This is a genomic window from Humibacillus xanthopallidus (genome assembly GCF_006717145.1).
In the GTDB taxonomy this organism is placed as follows: Bacteria; Actinomycetota; Actinomycetes; order Actinomycetales; family Dermatophilaceae; genus Humibacillus; species Humibacillus xanthopallidus.
The window spans coordinates 96387-117722 of record NZ_VFQF01000001.1 but is presented as its reverse complement, the minus strand read 5'-3'; the positions used below and the strand labels follow the sequence as shown (position 1 = coordinate 117722).

Annotated in this window: 23 protein-coding genes; 6 read left to right on the top strand and 17 right to left on the bottom strand. The window is 71.7% G+C overall.

Translation table 11 applies throughout. The annotated features are described in order from the left end of the window. Nucleotides 1-60: 60 nt before the first annotated feature. The 7 genes from FHX52_RS00505 to FHX52_RS24505 form a co-directional block, all read right to left on the bottom strand. Nucleotides 61-1008, bottom strand: a complete 948-nt coding sequence (locus FHX52_RS00505; protein ID WP_141818981.1) for a tetratricopeptide repeat protein — start codon at nt 1006-1008, stop codon at nt 61-63. A 14-nt stretch (nt 1009-1022) separates the two neighbouring features. Next, a complete protein-coding gene (locus FHX52_RS00500; RefSeq protein WP_246069545.1) occupies nt 1023-2015 on the bottom strand; it encodes a hypothetical protein in 993 nt (330 codons plus the stop codon). Between the two features lie 259 nt (nt 2016-2274). Further along, entirely contained in the window at nt 2275-2589 is a 315-nt protein-coding gene (locus tag FHX52_RS00495; RefSeq protein ID WP_141818979.1) for a thiamine-binding protein, read from the bottom strand. A 108-nt stretch (nt 2590-2697) separates the two neighbouring features. After that, complete coding sequence (locus tag FHX52_RS00490; RefSeq protein WP_141818977.1) at nt 2698-3705, bottom strand: GNAT family N-acetyltransferase; 1008 nt, start codon at nt 3703-3705, stop codon at nt 2698-2700. A 76-nt stretch (nt 3706-3781) separates the two neighbouring features. After that, nucleotides 3782-4747, bottom strand: coding sequence for a methylmalonyl Co-A mutase-associated GTPase MeaB (gene meaB, locus FHX52_RS00485; protein WP_141818975.1), 966 nt, complete (start codon nt 4745-4747; stop codon nt 3782-3784). A gap of 21 nt (nt 4748-4768) precedes the next feature. After that, nucleotides 4769-5974 carry an acetyl-CoA C-acetyltransferase gene (locus tag FHX52_RS00480; protein WP_141818973.1) on the bottom strand — a complete coding sequence of 402 codons (1206 nt, stop codon included), beginning with the start codon at nt 5972-5974 and terminating at the stop codon, nt 4769-4771. Nucleotides 5975-6114: 140 nt separating this feature from the next. After that, complete coding sequence (locus FHX52_RS24505) at nt 6115-7347, bottom strand: Fic family protein (protein WP_141818971.1); 1233 nt, start codon at nt 7345-7347, stop codon at nt 6115-6117. Nucleotides 7348-7452: 105 nt separating this feature from the next. On the opposite strand from FHX52_RS24505, the gene mce reads away from it, so the two are divergent. Continuing rightward, entirely contained in the window at nt 7453-7896 is a 444-nt protein-coding gene (gene mce / locus FHX52_RS00470; protein ID WP_141818969.1) for a methylmalonyl-CoA epimerase, read from the top strand. On the opposite strand, the gene FHX52_RS00465 is transcribed toward mce, so the two are convergent. Next, nucleotides 7880-8533, bottom strand: coding sequence for a DUF998 domain-containing protein (locus FHX52_RS00465; protein ID WP_185747019.1), 654 nt, complete (start codon nt 8531-8533; stop codon nt 7880-7882). The genes mce and FHX52_RS00465 overlap by 17 nt on opposite strands. Nucleotides 8534-8838: 305 nt before the next feature. Between FHX52_RS00465 and ccrA the strand changes: the two genes are divergently transcribed. Continuing rightward, complete coding sequence (gene ccrA, locus FHX52_RS00460; protein ID WP_141818965.1) at nt 8839-10179, top strand: crotonyl-CoA carboxylase/reductase; 1341 nt, start codon at nt 8839-8841, stop codon at nt 10177-10179. A gap of 42 nt (nt 10180-10221) precedes the next feature. Here ccrA and FHX52_RS00455 read toward each other — a convergent pair whose 3' ends face one another. Further along, the gene (locus FHX52_RS00455; protein ID WP_141821947.1) at nt 10222-11094 is read right to left on the bottom strand and encodes an NAD(P)-dependent oxidoreductase; all 873 of its coding nucleotides are present in this window, start codon (nt 11092-11094) and stop codon (nt 10222-10224) included. Nucleotides 11095-11198: 104 nt separating this feature from the next. Between FHX52_RS00455 and FHX52_RS00450 the strand changes: the two genes are divergently transcribed. After that, nucleotides 11199-11795: an LmrA/YxaF family transcription factor gene (locus tag FHX52_RS00450; protein WP_141818963.1), complete on the top strand. Its 597-nt coding sequence runs from the start codon at nt 11199-11201 to the stop codon at nt 11793-11795. On the opposite strand, the gene FHX52_RS00445 is transcribed toward FHX52_RS00450, so the two are convergent. Together FHX52_RS00445 and FHX52_RS00440 are read right to left on the bottom strand one after the other, a co-directional pair. Next, nucleotides 11786-12094, bottom strand: coding sequence for a hypothetical protein (locus FHX52_RS00445; RefSeq protein WP_141818961.1), 309 nt, complete (start codon nt 12092-12094; stop codon nt 11786-11788). The two genes, FHX52_RS00450 and FHX52_RS00445, sit on opposite strands and share 10 nt — an antisense overlap. 45 nt (nt 12095-12139) lie before the next feature. Further along, a complete protein-coding gene (locus FHX52_RS00440) occupies nt 12140-13918 on the bottom strand; it encodes a 3-hydroxyacyl-CoA dehydrogenase family protein (protein WP_141818959.1) in 1779 nt (592 codons plus the stop codon). 111 nt (nt 13919-14029) lie between these two features. Here FHX52_RS00440 and nucS point away from each other — a divergent pair, with 111 nt between their 5' ends. Then, entirely contained in the window at nt 14030-14725 is a 696-nt protein-coding gene (nucS, locus tag FHX52_RS00435; RefSeq protein WP_141818957.1) for an endonuclease NucS, read from the top strand. A 27-nt stretch (nt 14726-14752) separates the two neighbouring features. On the opposite strand, the gene FHX52_RS00430 is transcribed toward nucS, so the two are convergent. The 4 genes from FHX52_RS00430 to murA all read right to left on the bottom strand — a co-directional run bounded on the left by FHX52_RS00430 (nt 14753) and on the right by murA (nt 19142). Next, nucleotides 14753-15091 carry a hypothetical protein gene (locus tag FHX52_RS00430; RefSeq protein ID WP_141818955.1) on the bottom strand — a complete coding sequence of 113 codons (339 nt, stop codon included), beginning with the start codon at nt 15089-15091 and terminating at the stop codon, nt 14753-14755. A gap of 19 nt (nt 15092-15110) precedes the next feature. Then, entirely contained in the window at nt 15111-17129 is a 2019-nt protein-coding gene (locus tag FHX52_RS00425; RefSeq protein ID WP_246069830.1) for a protein meaA, read from the bottom strand. Between the two features lie 103 nt (nt 17130-17232). Further along, complete coding sequence (locus tag FHX52_RS00420) at nt 17233-17616, bottom strand: STAS domain-containing protein (RefSeq protein ID WP_246069544.1); 384 nt, start codon at nt 17614-17616, stop codon at nt 17233-17235. Between the two features lie 245 nt (nt 17617-17861). Further along, nucleotides 17862-19142, bottom strand: a complete 1281-nt coding sequence (murA, locus tag FHX52_RS00415) for a UDP-N-acetylglucosamine 1-carboxyvinyltransferase (RefSeq protein ID WP_141818953.1) — start codon at nt 19140-19142, stop codon at nt 17862-17864. A gap of 41 nt (nt 19143-19183) precedes the next feature. On the opposite strand from murA, the gene FHX52_RS00410 reads away from it, so the two are divergent. Beyond that, nucleotides 19184-19825 (top strand): cob(I)yrinic acid a,c-diamide adenosyltransferase, encoded by a 642-nt coding sequence (locus FHX52_RS00410; RefSeq protein WP_141818951.1) that lies wholly within the window; start codon nt 19184-19186, stop codon nt 19823-19825. Nucleotides 19826-19994: 169 nt separating this feature from the next. On the opposite strand, the gene FHX52_RS00405 is transcribed toward FHX52_RS00410, so the two are convergent. Together FHX52_RS00405 and FHX52_RS00400 are read right to left on the bottom strand one after the other, a co-directional pair. Next, on the bottom strand, nt 19995-20432 hold the full coding sequence (locus FHX52_RS00405; RefSeq protein WP_141818948.1) for a DUF2550 domain-containing protein: 438 nt from the start codon (nt 20430-20432) through the stop codon (nt 19995-19997). Nucleotides 20433-20441: 9 nt separating this feature from the next. Next, a complete protein-coding gene (locus FHX52_RS00400) occupies nt 20442-20723 on the bottom strand; it encodes a F0F1 ATP synthase subunit epsilon (RefSeq protein ID WP_141818946.1) in 282 nt (93 codons plus the stop codon). Nucleotides 20724-20852: 129 nt separating this feature from the next. On the opposite strand from FHX52_RS00400, the gene FHX52_RS00395 reads away from it, so the two are divergent. Beyond that, nucleotides 20853-21290, top strand: coding sequence for a DUF6918 family protein (locus FHX52_RS00395; protein WP_246069543.1), 438 nt, complete (start codon nt 20853-20855; stop codon nt 21288-21290). Nucleotides 21291-21336 lie beyond the last annotated feature (46 nt).

Below are 21336 nucleotides of genomic sequence, written 5' to 3'. Positions count from 1 at the left end.
CTCTCGATTGTTGAGGTGCGCGGCCTTTCGATCAGCGGGCTGGGCGCGCTGGTCTTTCGGTCAGAAGAGGGCGCTCATGAGGGACTTGCGGGCCTTGACGACTCGCTCGTCGCCGGTGCCGATGACCTCGAAGAGCTCGACGAGGTGCTCGCGGGCCTTGTTGCGGTCGGTGTCGGCGGTGATCCGCACGGTGTCGATGAGGCGCACGAAGGCGTCCTCGACGTGGCCGCCGAGCAGGTCGAGGTCGGCGACGACGATCTGGGCGTCGACGTCGGCCGGGTCGGCCGCCGCGGCCGCGCGGGCGGCCTGCAGGTCGACGCCGGCCGTGCGCTGCATGAGACCCACCTGCGCCAGGCCGAGCTTGGCGTCGGTGTCGGCTGGGCTCTGCGCGAGCGCCTCGCGGTAGGCCGCGGCGGCGCCGTCGAGGTCGCCGGCCTCGATGGCGTCGTAGGCCTGCTGGTGGAGGGGCGGCAGCGGCGGTTCGTCGGCCACCTCCGCCGCGTCCCCGGCAGCATCGGCGCCCGCGACGGTGCCCGTCACCCCGTTCTGCGCGGCGAGCGCGAGCACCTGGTCGATGACACCCGTGATCTGTGCCTCGGGCTGCGCGCCCTCGAAGAGCGGCACCGGCTGGCCCTGGAGGAACGCGAAGCTCACCGGCACGGCCTGGACCTGGAACGCCTGGAGGATGGCGGGGTTGGCGTCGACGTCGACGGTCACGAGCTGGAAGCGGCCGGCATACCGCCTTGCGACGGCGCCGAAGGTGGCCACGAAGTCGGCCGACTCCTTGAGCCGGGGCGACCACAGCACCATGACCACGGGGTAGGGGACGGTGGGCCTGACGAGCTCGCCGATCGAGGCGTCAGTACCCTCGATGACGACGCCGGACGCACCGGCCGTCGAGGTGGCGTCCGCGCCGGATGCGGGGCCAGCCGGCGGGGCCGGCCGCTTGAGCGAGGACAGGTCGACGGCACCGCGCAGCGCCGCTGCGGTGAATGGCTGGTGACTCATAGGTCAATCCTGCCTCACCGACCCGACCCGGCGACGATCTGGTCCGAGGCGGCCACCACACGGGACTGGCCGCTCGCCGGGATGACGATCGCGATGATCTCGTTGGACGTCAGCTTGGCCTCGGAGGTGATCTGCTTGATGCCGGTCAGCAGCGTCAGCTCCTTGTCGGGAGTGAGCTTCTGCGGCGTGCGCATCGCGATCGCGTCGTGGCGCTCGAGGTCGGCGAAGACGATGGCGCCCTGGCCGTCCTTGAGGCGAACCCCGCCGATGACGTCCTTGGGGGTCCAGCTCTGCGTGAAGGTGCCCTGGTTGTTGAGCGCCTGCGACTGGGCGCTCGCTGACTGCCGCAGCTGCTCGGTGAACGGGTCGACGGCGAGCAGCTTGGAGGTCGCCGGGCCGGGGAAGCGCACGGAGTCGGCGAAGGAGGCCACGACCTCATCGGGCGTGGCGGCCAGACCCTTGCCGTTGCCGATCGCGGGCGAGCCGTCGATCGTCGGGTCGAACGAGTCGATCTTCGCGCTCGGCAGGACCGGCGTGAGAGCGGCCACCTGGTAGGGACCGGCCGGGGTCTTCGCCGTCAGCAGGACGAGCACCGGGGCGCCCGTCTTCTTCAGCGTCGTCTGGGCGAGGATCTGGGCGGGCGTGTCGCCGGCACGCGACACGGCGAGCACCTTGACGCCCTCGGTCGACACCTCGGCATCGGCCTTCTCGCCCGCGGTGCGGCCGGGCAGCATCTTCGCGGCGGCGTTCGCCGACACGAGCGCGGAACCGGTGAAGGCCTTGGCCCGCGCTGCGGCGCCGGCGGCAGTCACGTCGGTGGATGCTGCCACTGCAGCGCTCACGGCGGACTGGGCGGAGCTGTCAGCGGCTGACGGGGCCACGACGGGCGTGGCGGTCGCTGCACCGCCGTCAGGGCCGTCGTCGGCGTTCCCGGTGCAGGCGCTGAGCATCGCGGCACAGGCCAGAGCGGCCGCGAAGGCGCGGCGACGGGTCGCGGAGCGGGGCATGAAGAAGGCCTTTCGTGGTGACACAGGGGGTTGGCACACCCTCGGGAGAGGGCGAACCGCCATCCACGATACGCACGGTGGGCCCGCCTTCCCCAATCGCCAGAGGCCGGCTCGGCTCCACAACACCGCCCGCAGAACGGACGAACCGGGAGGTTCCGCGGCGGCGAGTGCGGCCGCCTGTCAGACCGGTCACGTTCGGCCGCCCAAACTGCCGGCCCAGTGGCTCAGCGACTCACGAGGCTCAGGCGACTCACGAGGCTCAGTCAGCCTGCTGGCGGCCCAAGGCGTCCTCGAGGCGCTCGAGCTTGGCATCGAGCTCTCCGGTGAAGCCGGGCCGGATGTCGGCCTTGAGCACGAGCCCGACACGCGGCGAGCTCTGCGCCAGCACGTCGCAGCACTGCTTCACGACAGCCATGCACTCGTCCCACCCCCCCTCGATCGTCGTGAACATGGCGTCGGTGCGGTGCGGCAGCCCGGAGTCGCGCACGACCCGGATCGCACGCGCCACGGCATCGCTCACCGACCCCGTGTCATCGGCGGCAACCGTGGGGGCGACGGAGAAGGCGATCAGCATGAGCCCACCGTATGCCGCCCCGACCGTCCTCGGTCGGCCGCCCCCGGTCTCGTCGTGGCCCCGTCGTAGCCCGCTCGACCCGCACCCGAGCCACCCTTCGAGTGCCTCTCAGAAGGCCGTCTTCATCGTCAGGGCTTCCTCGATGATCTCGAAGCCGAGGTCCTTGTTGATCTCGACCATCCACGGGTTCTGCTCGTCGTTCATCGTCTGCACCGTGCGACGCTCCGGGGCCAGGCGCGTGAGCTCCTCGAGGTTGGCGATCTTCACCGCCATACCCAGGCGGTGGCCGCGGTGCTCGGGCAGCACGAGCGTGCCCCACTGGAAGACGATGTGCGGGTCACCACTCGGCATGACGAGATCGGTGTAGGCGGCAACGGCCCCCGTCTCGCGGTGCAGGGCGACGGTCGTGATGATCGTGCGGCCCGCGTCGCGCTGCTGGTCGAGCATCACCTGGTAGTCCTCGACCGTCATCGACTCCGGCTCGAACTCCACGTCGCCCGTCGGGGCGTCGAGGATGAGCCGGTTCGAGGCGTCGCAGACGCCCTGGCGCAGCTCGTGCGGCACGCCGTTGACGTGCACGCTGAGCTCGTAGGCGTCGCCCATGGCCTCGCTGGCCCGCTCCTGGTGCCGGGCCACCGCGTCGCGGTCGACGGGCAGCGGGAGCGAGCGGACGATCTCGACGCTCGACACGGCATACCCCCGGCGCAGGGCGAACTCGCGGTCGGCGTGCGACTCGCGGGCGCCGACGGGCACGAACACCTCGGTGAGGAGCATGTCGCGCTTCGCGGCGCGGGCCCGCTCCTCCGTCCAGGTCACGAGCGCCGAGCCGAGGCCCTCCCCGCGGTGCTGCGGGTCGACCTCGAGCTGGGTCCAGCACTTGTCGAGGTTGTCGCGCTCTGGGAAGAAGACCCGTGCCCAGCCCGCAGGCGAGCCGTCGACCATCGCGACGGCGCCCTCCTCGCGTTCGCCGGGGAAGTCGAAGCGCACCATCTTGAGGAACTCCTCCTCGGTGCGCTGGATCGGCTGCACGCGCGAGACGGCCTCGCTGCGGCAGGCGACCCCGAAGATCTCCTTGAGCATGACGTCGTCGTCACGGTCGAGCGGGATGATGTCCATGACTCGACGGTGACACCACGGCGCCGGTCACGACAACGCATTTACGCGCTCCGGCCGCGCGGCTGACGCGGAGGACTCAGACCTCGAGTCGGTCGACGAGACGGTCGGCCGCGGCATACGGGTCGATCTCGCCTGCGACGACTCGACGCGCGAGCGCGCCGAGCCCATGGTGCCCCGCGACGTGACCGAAGCGGGCGCGCAACGCTGCCAAAGCGATTGACTCGATCTCGTCGGCAGCCCGCCGCTCGCGCCGGCGGACGAGCTCGCCACTCTCGGCGATGAAGGCGCGGTGCTTGTCGAGTGCCTCCATCACCTCGTCGAGGCCGACCTTCTGCGAGGCCACGGTCTTGACGACGGGGGGTCGCCACAGCCCGGGCTCGGAGCGGTCGCCGAGCGAGATCATGTGGCGCAGGTCGCGCACCGTGGCGTCAGCGCCGTCACGGTCGGCCTTGTTGACGACGAAGACGTCGCCGATCTCGAGGATGCCCGCCTTGGCTGCCTGGATGCCGTCGCCCATGCCCGGCGCGAGCAGCACGATCGAGGTGTCGGCGAGGCCGGCGATCTCGACCTCCGACTGCCCGACGCCCACGGTCTCGACGAGCACGACGTCGCAGCCTGCGGCATCGAGCACCCGGATCGCCTGGGGGGTCGTCCACGACAGGCCGCCGAGGTGCCCGCGCGAGGCCATCGAGCGGATGTAGACCTCGGGGTCGAGCGCGTGGTCCTGCATGCGCACCCGGTCGCCGAGCAGTGCGCCGCCCGAGAAGGGCGAGCTCGGGTCGACCGCGAGCACCCCGACGCGCAGGCGCTGCTCGCGGAAGGCGCCGACGAGCGCCGTCGTCGAGGTCGACTTGCCCACTCCGGGCGAGCCGGTGATCCCGATGACGTAGGCCGACCCGCTGTGCGGTGCCAGCGCGGCCATCACCTCACGCAGGGCCGGGTGGCCGTCCTCGACGAGGGAGATGAGGCGCGCGACGGCGCGCGGAGACCCCGCCCGGGCCGACTCGACCAGGGCGGGGACGTCGACTGCGCGGCGCACCAAGCGAACTCAGCCGTGCGCGGGTCAGGCCGAAGCCGGCACGCGGACGATGAGGGCATCACCCTGACCGCCGCCGCCGCAGAGGGCCGCCGCGCCGACACCACCACCACGACGCTTGAGCTCGAGTGCGAGGTGCAGGGCGATGCGAGCGCCAGACATGCCGATCGGGTGGCCGAGGGCGATGGCACCGCCGTTGACGTTGACCTTGTCGACGTCGATGCCGAGCTCCTTGGCCGAGGCGAGGCCGACGGCCGCGAAGGCCTCGTTGATCTCGATGAGGTCGAGGTCTGCCGGGGTGATGCCCTCGCGCTCGCAGGCCCGGGCGATCGCCCGGGCGGGCTGCTGCTGGAGGGTCGAGTCGGGCCCGGCGACGACACCGTGGGCGCCGATCTCGGCGAGCCAGGTGAGGCCGAGCTCCTCGGCCTTGGCCTTGCTCATGACGACGACGGCCGCGGCGCCGTCGGAGATCTGCGAGGCCGAGCCGGCCGTGATCGTGCCGTCCTTGCTGAAGGCCGGACGGAGCGCACCCAGCGAGGCCGACGTCGTGTCGGCGCGGATGCCCTCGTCGGTCTTGAACTCGATCGGGTCGCCCTTGCGCTGCGGGATGCTCACCGAGACGACCTCGTCGTCGAAGAGGCCATCCTTCCACGCCTTGGCCGCGAGCTGGTGGCTGCGCGCGGAGAACTCGTCCTGCTCCTCACGGGTGAAGGCCTGCTCGCCGGTGTTGGCCTGCTCGGTGAGCAACCCCATCGCCTGGTCGGTGAAGGCGTCCCAGAGACCGTCGAAGGCCATGTGGTCGCGCATCGTCACGTCGCCGTACTTGTAGCCCTCGCGCGACTTCGTCATGAGGTGCGGCGCGTTGGTCATCGACTCCTGGCCACCGGCGACGACGATCTCGAACTCGCCCGCGCGGATGAGCTGGTCGGCCATGGCGATCGCGTTGATGCCCGAGAGGCACACCTTGTTGATCGTCAGGGCGGGCACCGTCATGGGGATGCCGGCGGCGTGGGCGGCCTGACGAGCCGGGATCTGGCCCGCGCCGGCCTGCAGCACCTGGCCCATGATGACGTAGTCGACCTGCTCGGGGGCGACGCCCGCCTTCTCGAGCGCGCCCTTGATGGCGACGCCACCGAGGTCCGCTCCGGAGAAGTCCTTGAGCGAGCCGAGCAGGCGCCCCATCGGGGTCCTGGCTCCTGCGACGATCACGGAGGTGGGACGGTCAGCACTCATGGAACAGCCTCTTCCGACGTCATTGGGGATGTCGGTGACACTGTAGTAGCGGCCCCTGACACGCCCGCCCGCAGCATGACCAAGCGCACACGGCATACGGCCGAGACGGCAGAGACGGCCGCGTCAGCCTCGTCAGAGGATCAGCGCGAGCGCCGCCCGACGTCGGCGGCATAGTCGTCGAGCACCCCGAGCACGTCGGGCGAGCGCCACAGCGTGCGCCGGTCGGGGTAGTGCTGCCGCCCGACGAGCACGCCGGCCTCGGTGAGCACCCGCAAGTGGCGGTGCACGTTGGGCTCGGCGATGCCGAGCGCCGCGGCGGCCGTGGCCGCGTCGAGCACCGGGTGGGCGACGACGACGTCGAGCAGCCGCCAGACCGCGGAGTCCGACCGGGCGCGCACCCGCTGGCGCCACTGGGCTCGCACGTCGTCGAGGCGGCGGCGCATCGTGCGCCCGTGCTGGACGGCCCGCAGACCGGCCAGGGCGAAGGCCGTGACGATCGGCTCGATCTCACCCCGGCGGTATGCGTCGAGCGCGGCGACGTAGCCCGCGCGGTCGTGGAGCAGTCCCCCCGACACCGGCACGGTGACGTGCCGCGTCACGCCCTTGGCGCGGAGCAGGGCGTGGACGAGCGCGCGGCCCGTGCGCCCGTTGCCGTCGGCGAACGGGTGGATCGTCTCGAACTGGGCGTGGGCGACGGCCGCCTGGATGAGCACGGGCAGGTCGTCGCGGGCCATGAAGTCGACGAGGTCGGCGATCGCCGCCTCGATCCGGGTGTGGTGGGGCGGCACGAACTCGGCGGTGACCGGGGTGCTTCCGGGGGCGCCGATCCACACCGGCTCCTCCCGCCACCCGACGAGGTGCGGCGACGTGCCGCCGAGCAGGGCGGCCTGCATCCGCAGGACGGCATCGGCGTCGAGCCGGTCGGCGAGCGCGATGGCCGCGGTCATGGCGTCGACGTTGGCCGCGACGACCGCAGCATTGCCCCTGCCGGTGCCCGTGAGCTCCGCCTCGGCGACGGCGCGGGCCGAGGCGGTCAGCTGCTCGATCTGCGACGACGACGCCGACTCGCTGCGGAGCAGGATCGCGTCGAGCGCCGGGGGTCCGCCGGGACCCCGTGACCCCGGCTCGTCGGTCTCGGCGTCGAACGCCCGCACCTCCGCCACCGCCTCCTCCGCCTGGGCGACGACCTGGGGGCGGGGCGCCGGGCTGAGCCCGGAGATCTCGGGGACGACGGCCGCGGCATACGGGCGACCCACCGCGGCGCGCTCGGCCCGCGTGACGCCCTCGAGGCCGGGACCGGGCTCCCAGGCGAACGTCTCGAAACTGAGCGCCGGCCAGCGAGCGGCGGCACCCGCTGCGTCGTCCGTGGTCACCGACTCAGATTATCACTTGTTGCCTTAAGTGATAAGAGGAGTGCGTGGTCCTTGCCACATGGCGACGCCCTGACTCGGCCGTGCCTGCGCTCCTAGGCTGGGGCCATGACCGGCACGAGCGACTCCCTCTTCACCCACATCGACCACGTCGGCATCGCGGTCCCTGACCTCGACGCCGCCATCGCCTTCTACGTGGAGAAGTACGGCATGACGCTGCTCCACGAGGAGACCAACGAGGAGCAGGGCGTCCGCGAGGCGATGATGGCCGTCGGCGACTCCGGCTCGTGCATCCAGCTCCTCGCCCCCCTCTCCCCCGAGTCGACCATCGCGAAGTTCCTGGACCGCAGCGGGCCCGGCATCCAGCAGCTCGCCTACCGCGTCGCCGACATCGACGCCGTGTGCGCGACGCTGCGCGAGCGCGGCCTGCGGCTGCTCTACGAGAACCCCAAGCGCGGCACGAGCGACAGCCGGGTCAACTTCATCCACCCCAAGGACGCCGGCGGCGTGCTCGTCGAGCTCGTGGAGCCCGCCGTCAGCCCGGCCCACTGACGCGACCCCGCCGGCTGAGCAGGGCCGCCCCGACAACACCCAGCCAGAGGTATGCCGGCCACAACGCCAGGCGTTCGAGGCCGCCCACCCACGTCGCCTCCCCCAGGCGAAGGCCGAAGGCGACCGCGGCCGCTGCGGTCAGCGCAGCGACTGCGACGCCGGTCGTGACGACCCACCGGGGCACTGAGCCCGGCGTCCGCCGGAGCGCGGCAGCGGTGGCGAGCACCGCGAGCGGCTGCAGCGCGAAGACCGGCGCAGCGACGAGGGCATGCGGCCCCGGCCACTGGTCGACGGGGACGAACCCGACTGCCGCAGAGCAGATTCCGGAGACGGCCCAGAGGGCTGTCGCGGCGCCTCGCACCCACCCCTCGGCGAGGGACGGGCGCAACAGCACGGCCCCCAGTACGCGGAGGCTCGCGAAGACCACGAACGCCTCGTTGAGCGCAACGTGGCCCGGCGAGCACACCACGACCGTCGAGCCGGAGTGGCCGGGAGCGCAGGTCAGCTGGCCCAGAGCGCTGATCGTGTCGTCGCGCAGGCTGTAGCTCGCCGACGCCACACCAGCGACGAGGAGCTCGACCGCGACGTAGAGCGGCTGCACGAGCCACGCCACGCTGCCCAGCCGGTTCGGTCGCACCGCCCGACCGTAGCCCCCGGCCGGACGGACCGCCACGACCACGCGACGTCACCTGACCCACGCACGGCCAGCCGACGGCATACGCGCTCGTGGCGGTCGGTCGGTCTGACTCCACCTTCACCATGCTGGGCGACCCACCGGCATACCGACGGGTAGGGGTCCGTCAGCCCATGGGCCGTCGGGTGACCCAGGTCACCCTGTGGTGGGGGTCTCAGAAGCGGCCCGGGGCAACACCGCCTCGCTACGTTCGGGGCAGTACGCACCACTTCGACGACCAATGACGCTGCGACCGAAGGACCTTCACCATGCAGGCCATCCGCGACGCCATCCTCTCCGGCGACCGCACCCAGGAGACCTACGCGAACATCGAGATCCCCGCGACCTATCGCGGTGCGACCGTCCACAAGGACGAGGTCACGATGTTCGAGGGACTCGCCACCCGCGACAAGGATCCCCGCAAGTCACTCCACATCGACGAGGTGCCGGTGCCCGAGCTGGCGCCCGGCGAGGCGCTCGTCGCGGTGATGGCGAGTGCCATCAACTACAACACCGTGTGGACCTCGATCTTCGAGCCCGTCTCGACGTTCGGGTTCCTCGAGCGCTACGGGCGGATGTCGGAGTTCGCCAAGCGCCACGACCTGCCCTACCACGTCGTCGGCTCCGACCTCGCGGGCGTCATCCTGCGCACCGGGCCTGGCGTGACGAAGTGGAAGCCGGGCACCGAGGTCGTCGCCCACTGCCTGTCGGTCGAGCTCGAGGACGCCGAGGGCCACAACGACACGATGCTCGACCCGCAGCAGCGCATCTGGGGCTTCGAGACGAACTTCGGCGGACTCGCGGAGCTCGCCATCGTCAAGGCGAACCAGCTGATGCCCAAGCCTGCCCACCTGACCTGGGAGGAGGCGGCGTCCCCCGGCCTCGTCAACTCGACGGCCTACCGGCAGCTCATCTCCAAGAACGGCGCGGCGATGAAGCTCGGCGACCGGGTCCTCATCTGGGGCGCGTCGGGCGGCCTCGGCTCCTACGCCACGCAGATGGCGCTCGCCGGTGGGGCGACGCCGATCTGCGTCGTCTCCTCCCCCGAGAAGGCCGAGATCTGCCGCGCGATGGGCGCCGAGCTCATCATCGACCGCAACGCCGAGGGCTACCGCTTCTGGAACGACGAGGGCACCGCCCAGAACCCCAAGGAGTGGCAGCGTCTGGGCAAGAAGATCCGTGAGCTGACCGGCGGCTACGACGTCGACATCGTCTTCGAGCACCCGGGCCGCGAGACCTTCGGCGCGAGCGTCTACGTCGCGCGCAAGGGCGGCACGATCGTCACGTGCGCCTCGACGTCGGGCTACATGCACGAGTACGACAACCGCTACCTCTGGATGAACCTCAAGCGCATCGTCAGCTCGCACTTCGCCAACTACCGCGAGGCGTGGGAGGCCAACGAGCTCATCAACCGCGGGCTCATCCAGCCGACGCTGAGCAAGACGTACACGCTCGACGAGGTGGGGCAGGCCGCCCTCGACGTCCACCAGAACGCCCACCAGGGCAAGGTCGGCGTGCTGACGCTCTCGCCCGAGCCGGGCCTCGGTGTCACGGACCCGGAGAAGCGCGCGGCGCTCCTGCCGAAGATCACCCGCTTCAGCGACCAGTAGGCCAGTAGGCCGCACCCCGACAGGACGAGGGCCGGCCCACCATCACGGTGGGCCGGCCCTCGTCTCGAGAGCGGTGACGACCGCAGCCATGTCGAGGGACCCGAGGCCGGCGTCCTCGGTCTCGCGGAAGAGCCGGCGGGTCGCGTCGAGCAGCGGGCTCGACGCCCCCACGGACCGTGCGGCCGCCGCGATGAGGCGGGTGTTGGTGTGCACGTCGCGCACCGCCGCCTGGGCGTCGAAGTCGCGCGCCACGAGCTTCGCCAGCTTCACGGTCGAGACGGCGCTGGCCATGGGCCCCGAGTCGAGGGCACGCCTGAAGACCTCGAGGTCGAGGTCGAGCCGCTCGGCGAGGTGGAAGGCCTCCGCGAGCCCGGCGACCATGGTGCACAGGTAGAGGTTGACCGCGAGCTTCGTGCCCGTGCCCGCGGGCACGGAGCCACAGCGCACGACCTCGCGGCACATGGGCGCCAGGAGCGGGGCGATGCGGTCCACGGCCGCGTCTCTTCCGGCCACGAGCGCGACGAGCTCCCCGCGCTCCGCGGGGAGGCGCGAGCCGGAGACGGGGGCCTCGACGTAGTCACCGCCGGCGGCCTCGACGTCTCGCCCGAGCCCGCTCGAGAACTCAGGAGACGTCGTGCCGAGGTGCACGACGGTCCGGCCCGCAACCATCGCGGCAAATGCCTCGCTCCCGCGGTGCAGCACCTCGTCGACAGCGTGCTCATCGGCCAGCATGAGCAGCACGACGTCGCTGGCCGCGAAGACGGCCGCGGGTGAGTCCTCGACGACGGCCCCCAGCTCCGCCAGCGCCGCCGCGCCGGCTGGCGACCGGTTCCACACGCGCAGAGGCACTCCCGCCCGAACCAAGTTGGCCGCCATGGGTCGCCCCATGATCCCCAGCCCGATGAAACCCACCATGGACTCCACACCAATCTCCCTTCACTACTATGACACTCGTCATAGTAGTCATCGAACTATGACAACTGTCATAGTTCACGTGACAAAGAGAGTTCGGAGGTCACATGTCGTCGGACACCCGCGGTCCTCGCGACCGCATGGTCTACGCGACTGCCCAGCACCTGCGGCGCGCAGGGGTCAGTGGGACAGGCCTGCGGCAGGTCGTCATCGACGCCGACGCCCCGAGGGGGTCGCTGCAGCACTACTTCCCGGGCGGCAAGGACCAGCTCGTCGCCGAGGCGCTCGACTGGGCCGGCACCTGGGCCGCGGCGCGCGTCGGGGAGCACCTCTCTCGGATGAGGCGTCCGACGCCGAGCCGCCTCTTCACCGCCGTCGTCGACGACTGGGCGGCCGACCTCGACGCCCGCGAGTTCGCCCGCGGCTGCCCCGTCGCCGCGGCCGTCGTCGACTGCGCCGACACCAACGAGACGGTGCGGCGCGCCGCCGACACGGCTCTCGAGACCTGGCGGCGCCCCCTCGCCGAGGCCCTGGTCGACATGGGTCGCTCGCGCCGGCGGGCCGACTCGCTCTCGACGCTCATGCTCTGCGCCCTCGAAGGTGCCATCCTCATGGCTCGCGCCCGCCGCGACACCGCTCCGCTGCGGCTCGTGGCCCGCGAGCTCGCACCCGTCCTCGACGCCCCGCCGGGTGCTCAGCGGTAGGCGTTGCCGGGCGGCCGCGCGTCACGACGCTGCCAGCACCCGGTGTGCCAGTGCCGCCGGTCGCCCACTCCCCCGACCCCGTCGGCGGGCCACACGACGACGTGCGGCAGGCCGGGCGGGATGTCCTGCTGGCACCCGGGGCACAGGTAGGGCCGCGTCGCCGACGCCCCCGTCACGGAGCGGACGGTCCAGCGCCCACCGGCATACGACTCCTCGCGCGTGGCGCCGCCCTGGATGCGCGTCACGTCGAGCGGCACGTGGTCGCGGGCGTGCTTGCTGGGTCGACGGCGTGACGGCATGAGCCCATTGTCGGGCACAGCCGGGGTATGCCGCCCCGCCGGGTGTCAGGGGTAGGTGCGGAAGCCGCGACCGGTCTTGCGGCCGAGGTAGCCGGCGGTGACGAGGTGCTCGAGCAGCGGGGCCGGGGCGTAGCCGCGCTCGCGGAACTCGAGGTAGAGCTCGCGCTCGATGGCGAGCGACACGTCGAGACCGACGACGTCGAGCAGCTCGAAGGGACCCATCGGCAGGCCGCAGCCGGTCTTCATCGCCGTGTCGATGTCGTCGGCGGTCGAGTAGTTCGCCTCGAGCATCTTCACGGCGTCGTTGAGGTAGGGGAAGAGCAGCGCGTTGACGATGAAGCCGGCGCGGTCGCCGCACGTGACGGGGTGCTTGCCGATGGTCGCGCACAGCTGCTGCACCGTCGCGGTGACGTCGGCGGCCGTCGAGACGGTGTGGACGACCTCGACGAGGCGCATGACCTGGGCCGGGTTGAAGAAGTGCATGCCGATGACGTCCTCGGGGCGCGAGGTCGCTGCGGCGCACTCGACGACGGGCAGCGAGCTCGTCGTCGTCGCGAGGATCGCGCCGGGACGGCAGATCTCGTCGAGCCGGCCGAAGAGCTCGCGCTTGACGGCGAGGTCCTCGACGACGGCCTCGACGACGAGGTCGACCTCGGCGAGGTCCTCGAGGCTCGTCGTGCCGCGCAGGTGGGCCAGGGCCGCGTCACGCTGCTCCTCGGTGGCCTTGCCCCGGGCGATCGCCTTGTCGAGGCTCTTCTCGACGCCGGCGCGCACCGCGTCGACCTTGGCCTCGCTGCGTGCGACGAAGACGACGTCGAGGCCGGCCTTGGCGAAGACCTCGACCATCCCGGTCGCCATCGTGCCGGAGCCGATCACCCCGACGGTGCGGATCGGGCGGGTCGCCGTGGCGCCGTCCGCGGCGGCCGTGGGGGTCAGCGCGTCGTCGACGACCTGCGAGCTGCCGGCGGCGGCATACGTGTAGAAGCCGCGGCCGCTCTTGCGGCCCTTGAGGCCGGCGCTGACCATCTGCTTGATGATCGGGGTCGGCGCGTGCAGGCGGTCGCGGCCCTGCTTGTACATCGTGTCGAGGATCTCGTAGGCGGTGTCGAGGCCGATGAGGTCCATGAGGGCGAGCGGGCCCATGGGGTAGCCGCAGCCGAGCTTCATCGCCGCGTCGATGTCCTCGCGCGTCGCGTACTTGCTCTCGAACATCGACACGGCGTGGTTGAGGTAGCCGAAGAGCAGGGCGTTGGCGATGAAGCCGGCCTTGTCGCCGACGATGACCGGCTTCTTGCCGAGCCGCTCGGCGAGCGCCTTGACCTCCTCGAAGATCTCGTCGCTCGTGATGACGGTCTTGATGACCTCAACGAACTGGAGCACCGGCGCCGGGTTGAAGAAGTGCATGCCGACGACGCGCTTGGGGTTGATCGTGGCGACCGCGATCTCGGTGACGGGAAGTGAGCTCGTGTTCGTCGCGAGGATCGCGTCGTCGGAGACGATCGTGTCGAGCCGCGCGAAGATCTCCTTCTTGAGGTCGAGGTGCTCGGGCACCGCCTCGACGACGAGCTGGCACTCCTTGAGGTCGGCCATGTCGCTCGTGAACTGCACCCGGCTGTGCAGGGCGTCGCGGTCCTGCTCGCTCAGCTTGCCCCGCGAGACGGCGCGGTCGGTCGAGTGCGTCAGGACGCCCCGCCCCTTCTCGACCGCGGCGTCGGTCACCTCGACCGCGACGACGTCGATGCCGTTGCGGGCAAAGACCTCCACGATGCCGGCACCCATGGTGCCGAGTCCGATCACGCCGACCTTGGTGAAATCACGAGCCATGCGTGGAGTCTCCCAGAGCCCGTATGCCGCTCACACCCGTTGGGTGCGTGACGCTCCCCACCCCGGTCGGCTGGCACCGGCGGCGTTCTCGGGTGATCTAGGGTGGTCGCCGTGCGTCTCGTCATTGCCCGCTGCAGCGTCGACTACGACGGCCGCCTCACCGCCCACCTGCCCCTCGCGACACGGCTGCTCGTCGTCAAGGCCGACGGCTCGGTGCTCGTGCACAGCGACGGGGGCTCCTACAAGCCGCTCAACTGGATGTCGCCGCCGTGCACGATGGCCGAGGTCGAGCCCGACGAGACCCAGACGGCCGAGGGAGTCGTCGCGGTGTGGCGGGTCCAGCACGCCAAGAGCGAGGACCGTCTCACGGTGCTGATCCACGAGGTCGTGCACGACTCGGCCCACGAGCTCGGCGTCGACCCGGGCCTGGTCAAGGACGGGGTCGAGGCGCACCTGCAGCGCCTGCTCGCCGAGCACATCCACACCCTCGGCCACGGCTGGTCGCTCGTGCGCCGGGAGTACATGACCGCCATCGGGCCGGTCGACATCCTCGCCAAGGACTCGAGCGGCACGAGCGTCGCCGTCGAGATCAAGCGCCGCGGCGAGATCGACGGGGTCGAGCAGCTGACCCGCTACCTCGAGCTGATGAACCGCGACCCGCACCTCGCACCCGTGACGGGGGTCTTCGCCGCGCAGCAGATCAAGCCCCAGGCCCGCACCCTCGCCGAGGACCGCGGCATCCGCTGCGTCGTGCTCGACTACGACGCCCTCAAGGGCATCGACGACGCCGAGTCGCGCCTCTTCTAGGCGGCTCCCGGACGCAACGCCACGCGCTCAGGTCAGCGGCGACACCGTCTGGCCGTCGGCGTCGACGAGTATGAGCACGGGCTGCACGGCGCCGCCGCCGCGCACGACGACCGCGGTCTCGCCGCGGTGCCGGTCGACGATCTCCTCGAGGCCGCTCGTGCCGTCCGCGAGGTCGCCATGGCCGAGGTGCGAGGGCACGCCGAGGTCGTCGGCGAGCGACTCGACGGGGCCGGTGTCGGGGACGTCGTCGGCGGCATACACGGCGGTGGCCTTCTCGCGGGCCAGCGACGAGGCGAGCCAGGCGACGTCACCGAGGCCCGGCGGGTTGACGACGATGATCCGGGCGGCGCACTGCAGATCGCTCACCCTTGAACCGTACGCCGGGTCAGGCGGGCGCGACCTCGAGATCCGCGAGACCCCGTGAGCGACGGATCACACCGACGAGCTCGCTCATGATGTCGTTGAGCCCGAAGTCCTTGGGGGTGAAGACCATGGCGACCCCGGCGGCGCGCAGGGCGGCGGCGTCGCCCTCGGGGATGATGCCGCCGACGATGACGGGCACGTCGCCCGCCCCGGCCTCGCGCAGGCCCCGCAGGACCTCGGGCACGAGCTCCATGTGCGACCCGCTGAGGATCGACAGGCCCACGAGGTGCACGTCCTCGGCCACGGCGGCGGCGACGATCTGCTCCGGCGTCAGGCGGATGCCCTGGTAGACGACCTCGAAGCCGGCGTCGCGCGCCCGCACGGCCACCTGCTCCGCGCCGTTGCTGTGCCCGTCGAGGCCGGGCTTGCCGACGAGGATGCGCAGCTTCTCACCGAGCTCCTCGCCGGTGCGGGCCACGAGGTCACGCACCCGCCCGAGGGCGTCACCGGGCTCCGAGGCGCTGACACCCACCGACCCCGAGACCCCCGTGGGGGCGCGGTACTCGCCGAACTCCTCGCGCAGGGCACTCGTCCACTCCCCCGTCGTCACCTCGGCGCGCGCGCACTCGACCGAGGCCGCCACGAGGTTGGCGCCGGAGGCCGCGTCGGCCCGCAGGCGCTCGAGCGCCGCCACGGCGCGGGTACGCCGCTCCGGGTCGGAGTCACGACGCTCGCGCCAGGCGCGCACGGCGTCGGCTGCCGCGCGCTCGACCCCCGGGTCGACGGTCTGGATGGCCGTCTCGAGGTCGGCTGTGAGCGGGTTGGGCTCGGTCGTCTCGAAGCGGTTGAGACCGACGATGACCGCCTCACCCGACTCGATGCGCCGGCGCCGCTCGGCGTGGGAGGCCACGAGGGCCGACTTCATGTAGCCCGACTCGACGGCCGCGACGGCCCCGCCCATCTCCTCGATGCGGTTCATCTCCGCGCGAGCGCCCTCGACGAGCTCGGCGACCTTGCGCTCGACGACGACGGACCCGGTGAAGAGGTCGTCGTACTCCAGCAGGTCGGACTCGTAGGCGAGCACCTGCTGGAGGCGCAGGCTCCACTGCTGGTCCCAGGGGCGCGGCAGGCCCAGCGCCTCGTTCCACGCCGGCAGCTGGATCGCCCGGGCCCGCGCGTCCTTGGACAGGGTGACCGCGAGCATCTCTAGGACGATGCGCTGGACGTTGTTCTCGGGCTGCGCCTCGGTGAGGCCGAGGCTGTTGACCTGCACGCCGTAGCGGAAGCGCCGGGCCTTGTCGTCCGTCACGCCGTAGCGGTCGCGCGTCAGCTCGTCCCAGAGCTGCACGAAGGCGCGCATCTTGCACATCTCCTCGACGAAGCGCACGCCGGCGTTGACGAAGAAGGAGATGCGCGCGACGACGCTCGCGAACTCCTCCGGCGGCACCTGCCCGGAGTCGCGCACCGCGTCGAGCACGGCGACCGCCGTCGACATCGCGTAGGCGATCTCCTGCACCGGCGTCGCCCCCGCCTCCTGGAGGTGGTAGCTGCAGATGTTGATGGGGTTCCACTTCGGGATCTCGCGCACCGTGTAGGCGACCATGTCGGTGATGAGCCGCAGCGAGGGCGCCGGCGGGAAGACGTAGGTCCCGCGCGAGAGGTACTCCTTGATGATGTCGTTCTGGGTCGTGCCGGCGAGGGCGTGCACCCACTGCGCCGGGTCCTCCCCCGCGGCAGCGGCCTGGCGCTCGGCGGCGACCTGGTAGAGCGCGAGCAACCACATCGCCGTCGCGTTGATCGTCATCGAGGTGTTCATCTCGCGCAGGGGGATGTCGGCGAAGAGCGCATCCATGTCGCCGATGTGGCTGATCGGCACCCCGACCTTGCCGACCTCGCCGCGGGCCAGGGAGTGGTCGGGGTCGTAGCCCGTCTGCGTCGGCAGGTCGAAGGCGACCGAGAGGCCGGTCTGGCCCTTGTCGAGGTTGCGGCGGTAGAGAGCGTTGCTCGCGGCGGCGCTGGAGTGGCCGGCATACGTCCGCATGACCCAGGGACGATCGGGCGTCACGTGGACGCGCGGGACCGGCATGCTCTCCGTCGAAGACATGGCTCGACGGTAGTGCGGCCCACCCGTGGTGGGCAGGTGCTCAGGCGGTGAGAGGCGCCACAGTCAGCGTGGCCGGGTGGGCGGCAGCGGCCACCGGGTGGCGGGGGGCGATGATGCGCTCGAGCCGGCAGGCCCGGAGCAGCCGGGTCGTGCGGTCGCTCGCGTCGACGATGACGAGGCGGCGCCCGGCCCGGGTCGCGCGGCGGTGCAGGTGGACGATGACGCCGAGGCCCGTGGCGTCGCCGATCTCGGCCTTCCCGACGTGCAGGCGCACCTCGCCCTCACCGGCGACGATGACCGCGTGGATCGCGTCACGGATGTCGGGCACGGAGTGGACGTCGAGGCGCCCCTCGATGGTGACATCGTGGCCGTCCGGGGCGTCGATCACCCGGATCGGACCCCTGCAGTGGGTGTGCAGCGTCATGTTGACCCCTCTCAAACGCTGTGCCGTCACCCATGATGACGCCTCAGCGCGGCGGAACGTTGCCCCTCGGAGTCAAGAATCGGTCAAGAAAATACGAACTTCTCGCCAAGAAGTGCCTCCGAGGAGGCGATCGGGGCGGTATGCCGTCCCGCTGGGGCCCGCCGGACGGCATACGGACGCTTGAGTGGAGGGTGCGGGCGCGGGCCGACGGGCGGGAGGACGGGCCGGTCACGAGGGCGACGGGGTCACTCGAACCAGGGGTCGTCGGGCTCGCGCGTGACGTCGGCGCCGAGCGCCCGCATGGCCTCCTCGAAGCGGGGGTAGCCACGGTCGATGTGGTGGACGCCGCTGACGAGCGTCTCACCGTCGGCGACCAGCCCGGCGATGACGAGGGCCGCCCCGGAGCGGATGTCGCTGCTCTCGACCGGCGCCCCGGAGAGCAGCGGCACCCCGTGCGTCATGACGTGGTGACCGTCGATCTGCGCGTCGGCGCCGAGGCGCGCGAGCTCCTGCACGGTGCGGAAGCGGGCCTCGAAGAGGTTCTCCGTGACCATCGCGGAGCCGTCGGCGACGACGTTGTAGGTGAGGGCGAACGGCTGAAGGTCGGTCGGGAAGCCCGGGTAGGGCAGCGTCGCGACGTCGAAGGCGAGCGGGCGCCGGTCGGCGGCCACGCGGAAGCCGCGGTCGGTGACCTCGACGTGGCAGCCGGCCGCCTCGAGCGCGGCGAGGGGCGTGCGCAGGTGGTCGGCGACACCGCCGACGACCTCGACGTCGCCGCGGGTCGTCGCGGCGGCGAAGGCCCACGTGCCGGCCGCGATGCGGTCGGGCACGACCGCGTGCCGTGTCGGGTGGAGCCGGTCGACACCGTGGACGACGAGGCGTGACGTGCCGGCGCCCTCGATGCGGGCGCCCATCGAGACGAGCATCTCGGCGATGTCGACGATCTCGGGCTCCTTGGCGACGTTGTCGATCGTCGTCGTGCCGCGGGCGAGCACCGAGGCGGTGAGGACGTTCTCGGTCGCTCCCACGCTCGGGAAGTCGAGGCGGATGTCGGCGCCCGTCAGGCCGTGCGGGGCCTCGGCGACGAGGTAGCCGTGGGTGACGTGGACCGTGGCCCCGAGCGCCTCGAGTCCGGCCGCATGCAGGTCGAGGCCGCGCGAGCCGATGGCGTCGCCGCCTGGCACCGCGACGTCGGCGAGCCCGACGCGGGCCACGAGCGGGCCGAGGACCGAGATCGAGGCCCGCAGCGCCCGCACGAGCTCGTAGTCGGCGCGGTGACCGAGCTCCTCGGGCACGTCGAGCACGACGGTGCCGGTCAGCGGGTCGTCGTCGACGGTCACGCCGAGCCGCCGGAGCAGCTCGGCCATGATCGCCACGTCGGCGATGGCGGGCACGTTGGTCAGGGTCGTGCGGCCGGCCGCGAGCAGCGCCACCGCCATCAGCTTGAGGGCGCTGTTCTTGGCCCCGACGACGGCGACCTCGCCCGACAGCCGGGCCCCGCCCACGACACGGAAGCGCTCTCTCACCCGGCAACCCTACCGATGAGGGCTGGTGAGAGAGTGGCCCCATGGTCAACCTGACGAGGATCTACACGCGCACCGGCGACGACGGCACGACGAGCCTCGGCGACTTCTCGCGCACGAGCAAGAACGACCTGCGGCTGCACGCCTACGCCGACACCAACGAGGCCAACGCCGCCATCGGGGTCGCCCTCGCCTGCGGCGACCTGCCCGACGAGGTGCGCGCGACCCTCAAGCGGGTGCAGAACGAGCTCTTCGACGTCGGGGCCGACCTGTCGACGCCCTTGCGCACGAGCTACGACTACCCGCCCCTACGCGTCGAGCAGCCCTGGATCGACGACCTCGAGCACGACTGCGACCACTACCTCGAGCAGGTCGAGAAGCTGCGCTCCTTCATCCTGCCCGGCGGCACCGCCGGCTCGGCCCACCTGCACGTCGCGACGACCGTCGTGCGGCGCGCCGAGCGGGCGACGTGGGCGGCCATCGAGCACCACGGCACCGAGCCCGCGGGCGAGAAGGGGGTCGGCGGCATCAACGTGCTGACCGCGACCTACCTCAACCGCCTGTCCGACCTGCTCTTCATTCTCGCGCGGATCGCCAACAAGCAGATCGGCGGCGACATCCTCTGGCAGCCCGGCGGCGGCCGCGTCGAGAAGCCGACGAAGCGCGCCAAGAGTGCCAGCGAGTGAACCGGCGCCCTGAGGGGGCCTGAAGAGCCAGCCAGAGCGCCAGCCACACACCTGCGGGCCGGTCGCACACGGCATACGGTGTGCGACCGTGCCTCAGGGGGGCGCCTGACCCCGGTGTGCGCGATGAGCGGAGTCAGCAGGCGCCCGTGAGCCCGACTGCCGTATGCCGTCAGGCGACGTTGACGTTGTAGCCCGGGGGTGCGGCTTCCTGCCAGGACCGCAGTGCGGTGTAGTCAGGCCCCTGGAGGGCGAGCTCGAAGTCGTCGTCTCCGTCGGTGCACGGCACCCGGAAGGCGTCCGGCAGCAGCGGGATCGCGTCGGACCCGACGAGGCGCACCGGGGCGTCGAGCAGGAGGCGCTGCCGCAGCCAGCGGTGGCGCGGGCGCAGCGAGACGCCCCCGAGCGTGAACCACTCGAGGGCGTTGTCGCCGAACCTGATGAGCCCGAGGCGCCAGCGGTCGGTGCCGGCCGGGCGCATCGCACAGAGCGTCAGCGGCAGGCCACCGGCGATGTAGCGGCGGCGCAGGTAGGTCGTGGCGAGCACGACCGCCGCGACCAGGATGAGCGTGCCGATCACGATCTCGGTGGAGACGAGAGCGGACGGCACGCGCGGGCCTCAGTTGCCCGTGACCTGCAGCGATGAGGCGTCGACGTGCTCCGCGACGATCGTCACCACGTCGGAGTCCACGGAGAGGAACCCACCGTCGACGGTGACCGTCTGGCGCTGGCCGTCGACCGACTCGATGCTCACGTCGCCCTCGACGAGGATGCCGAGCAGGGGCGTGTGGCCGGGCAGGATGCCGAGCTCGCCGGAGATGGAGCGAGCGCGGACGAAGCGCGCCTCTCCCTCCCAGACCTTGCGGTCGGCGGCAACCATCTCAACCTTGAGCGAACTCACGTAGTCCTCCGGTTCGTGGGGGTGTTCTTGGAAGTTTAGTGCCTCTGCGAGGATGCTCCGTACTCGCCGTCCGCGCGGGCGCGCGAGCACCTCCCGACACCCTCCACATATCTTCCTAGGAGCACCCCTGTGAGCACCACCGTGTCCGACGCCCTCCTCGAGCCGACCCGCCGCCCGGCGGCCGTCGCGGCCCTCACCGAGGTCATCGACGCCGAGGTCGCCGACAAGTCCGGCTTCGGCGGCGCGGCCGTCAAGGCCGGCTACGCGGCTGCCAAGCGGCTCGGCGGCGACTTCGTCTCGAGCGCGACCGACCGCCTCCTGCCGCAGTTCGCCTCGGCACTCGACCCGTTCTGGGCGACGAAGGGCGACCAGCCCTTCGGCGCGCACCTCGCGAGCCAGCCCGAGGCCGCGGCCGACGCGCTGCTCGCCGTCACCGACGCCAAGGCCGCGAACACCTCGCACGGCGCTGCCGCCAAGGTCTACGGCTCCCTGCGGGGCAAGGCGAAGGAGCACGTCGTCGCCGCCCTCCCCCGGCTGGGCACCGCGGTCGAGCGCGTCGTCGCCTGACGTCACGCACCGCACGACCAGAGCGCAGGACGCGCACGCGTCCTGC

What these genes read in the sequence shown, in the direction of transcription:
- FHX52_RS00490 (WP_141818977.1), bottom strand. Translation starts at nt 3,705, where the DNA reads ATGGACATCATCCCGCTCGACCGTGACGACGACGTCATGCTCAAGGAG.
- FHX52_RS00500 (WP_246069545.1), bottom strand. Translation starts at nt 2,015, where the DNA reads ATGCCCCGCTCCGCGACCCGTCGCCGCGCCTTCGCGGCCGCTCTGGCC.
- FHX52_RS00425 (WP_246069830.1), bottom strand. Translation starts at nt 17,129, where the DNA reads ATGCGGACGTATGCCGGCCACTCCAGCGCCGCCGCGAGCAACGCTCTC.
- FHX52_RS00420 (WP_246069544.1), bottom strand. Translation starts at nt 17,616, where the DNA reads ATGACGCTGCACACCCACTGCAGGGGTCCGATCCGGGTGATCGACGCC.
- FHX52_RS00450 (WP_141818963.1), top strand. Translation starts at nt 11,199, where the DNA reads ATGTCGTCGGACACCCGCGGTCCTCGCGACCGCATGGTCTACGCGACT.
- FHX52_RS00440 (WP_141818959.1), bottom strand. Translation starts at nt 13,918, where the DNA reads ATGGCTCGTGATTTCACCAAGGTCGGCGTGATCGGACTCGGCACCATG.
- FHX52_RS00410 (WP_141818951.1), top strand. Translation starts at nt 19,184, where the DNA reads ATGGTCAACCTGACGAGGATCTACACGCGCACCGGCGACGACGGCACG.
- mce (WP_141818969.1), top strand. Translation starts at nt 7,453, where the DNA reads ATGACCGGCACGAGCGACTCCCTCTTCACCCACATCGACCACGTCGGC.
- FHX52_RS00480 (WP_141818973.1), bottom strand. Translation starts at nt 5,974, where the DNA reads ATGAGTGCTGACCGTCCCACCTCCGTGATCGTCGCAGGAGCCAGGACC.
- FHX52_RS00495 (WP_141818979.1), bottom strand. Translation starts at nt 2,589, where the DNA reads ATGCTGATCGCCTTCTCCGTCGCCCCCACGGTTGCCGCCGATGACACG.
- FHX52_RS00455 (WP_141821947.1), bottom strand. Translation starts at nt 11,094, where the DNA reads ATGGTGGGTTTCATCGGGCTGGGGATCATGGGGCGACCCATGGCGGCC.
- FHX52_RS00445 (WP_141818961.1), bottom strand. Translation starts at nt 12,094, where the DNA reads ATGCCGTCACGCCGTCGACCCAGCAAGCACGCCCGCGACCACGTGCCG.
- ccrA (WP_141818965.1), top strand. Translation starts at nt 8,839, where the DNA reads ATGCAGGCCATCCGCGACGCCATCCTCTCCGGCGACCGCACCCAGGAG.
- FHX52_RS00505 (WP_141818981.1), bottom strand. Translation starts at nt 1,008, where the DNA reads ATGAGTCACCAGCCATTCACCGCAGCGGCGCTGCGCGGTGCCGTCGAC.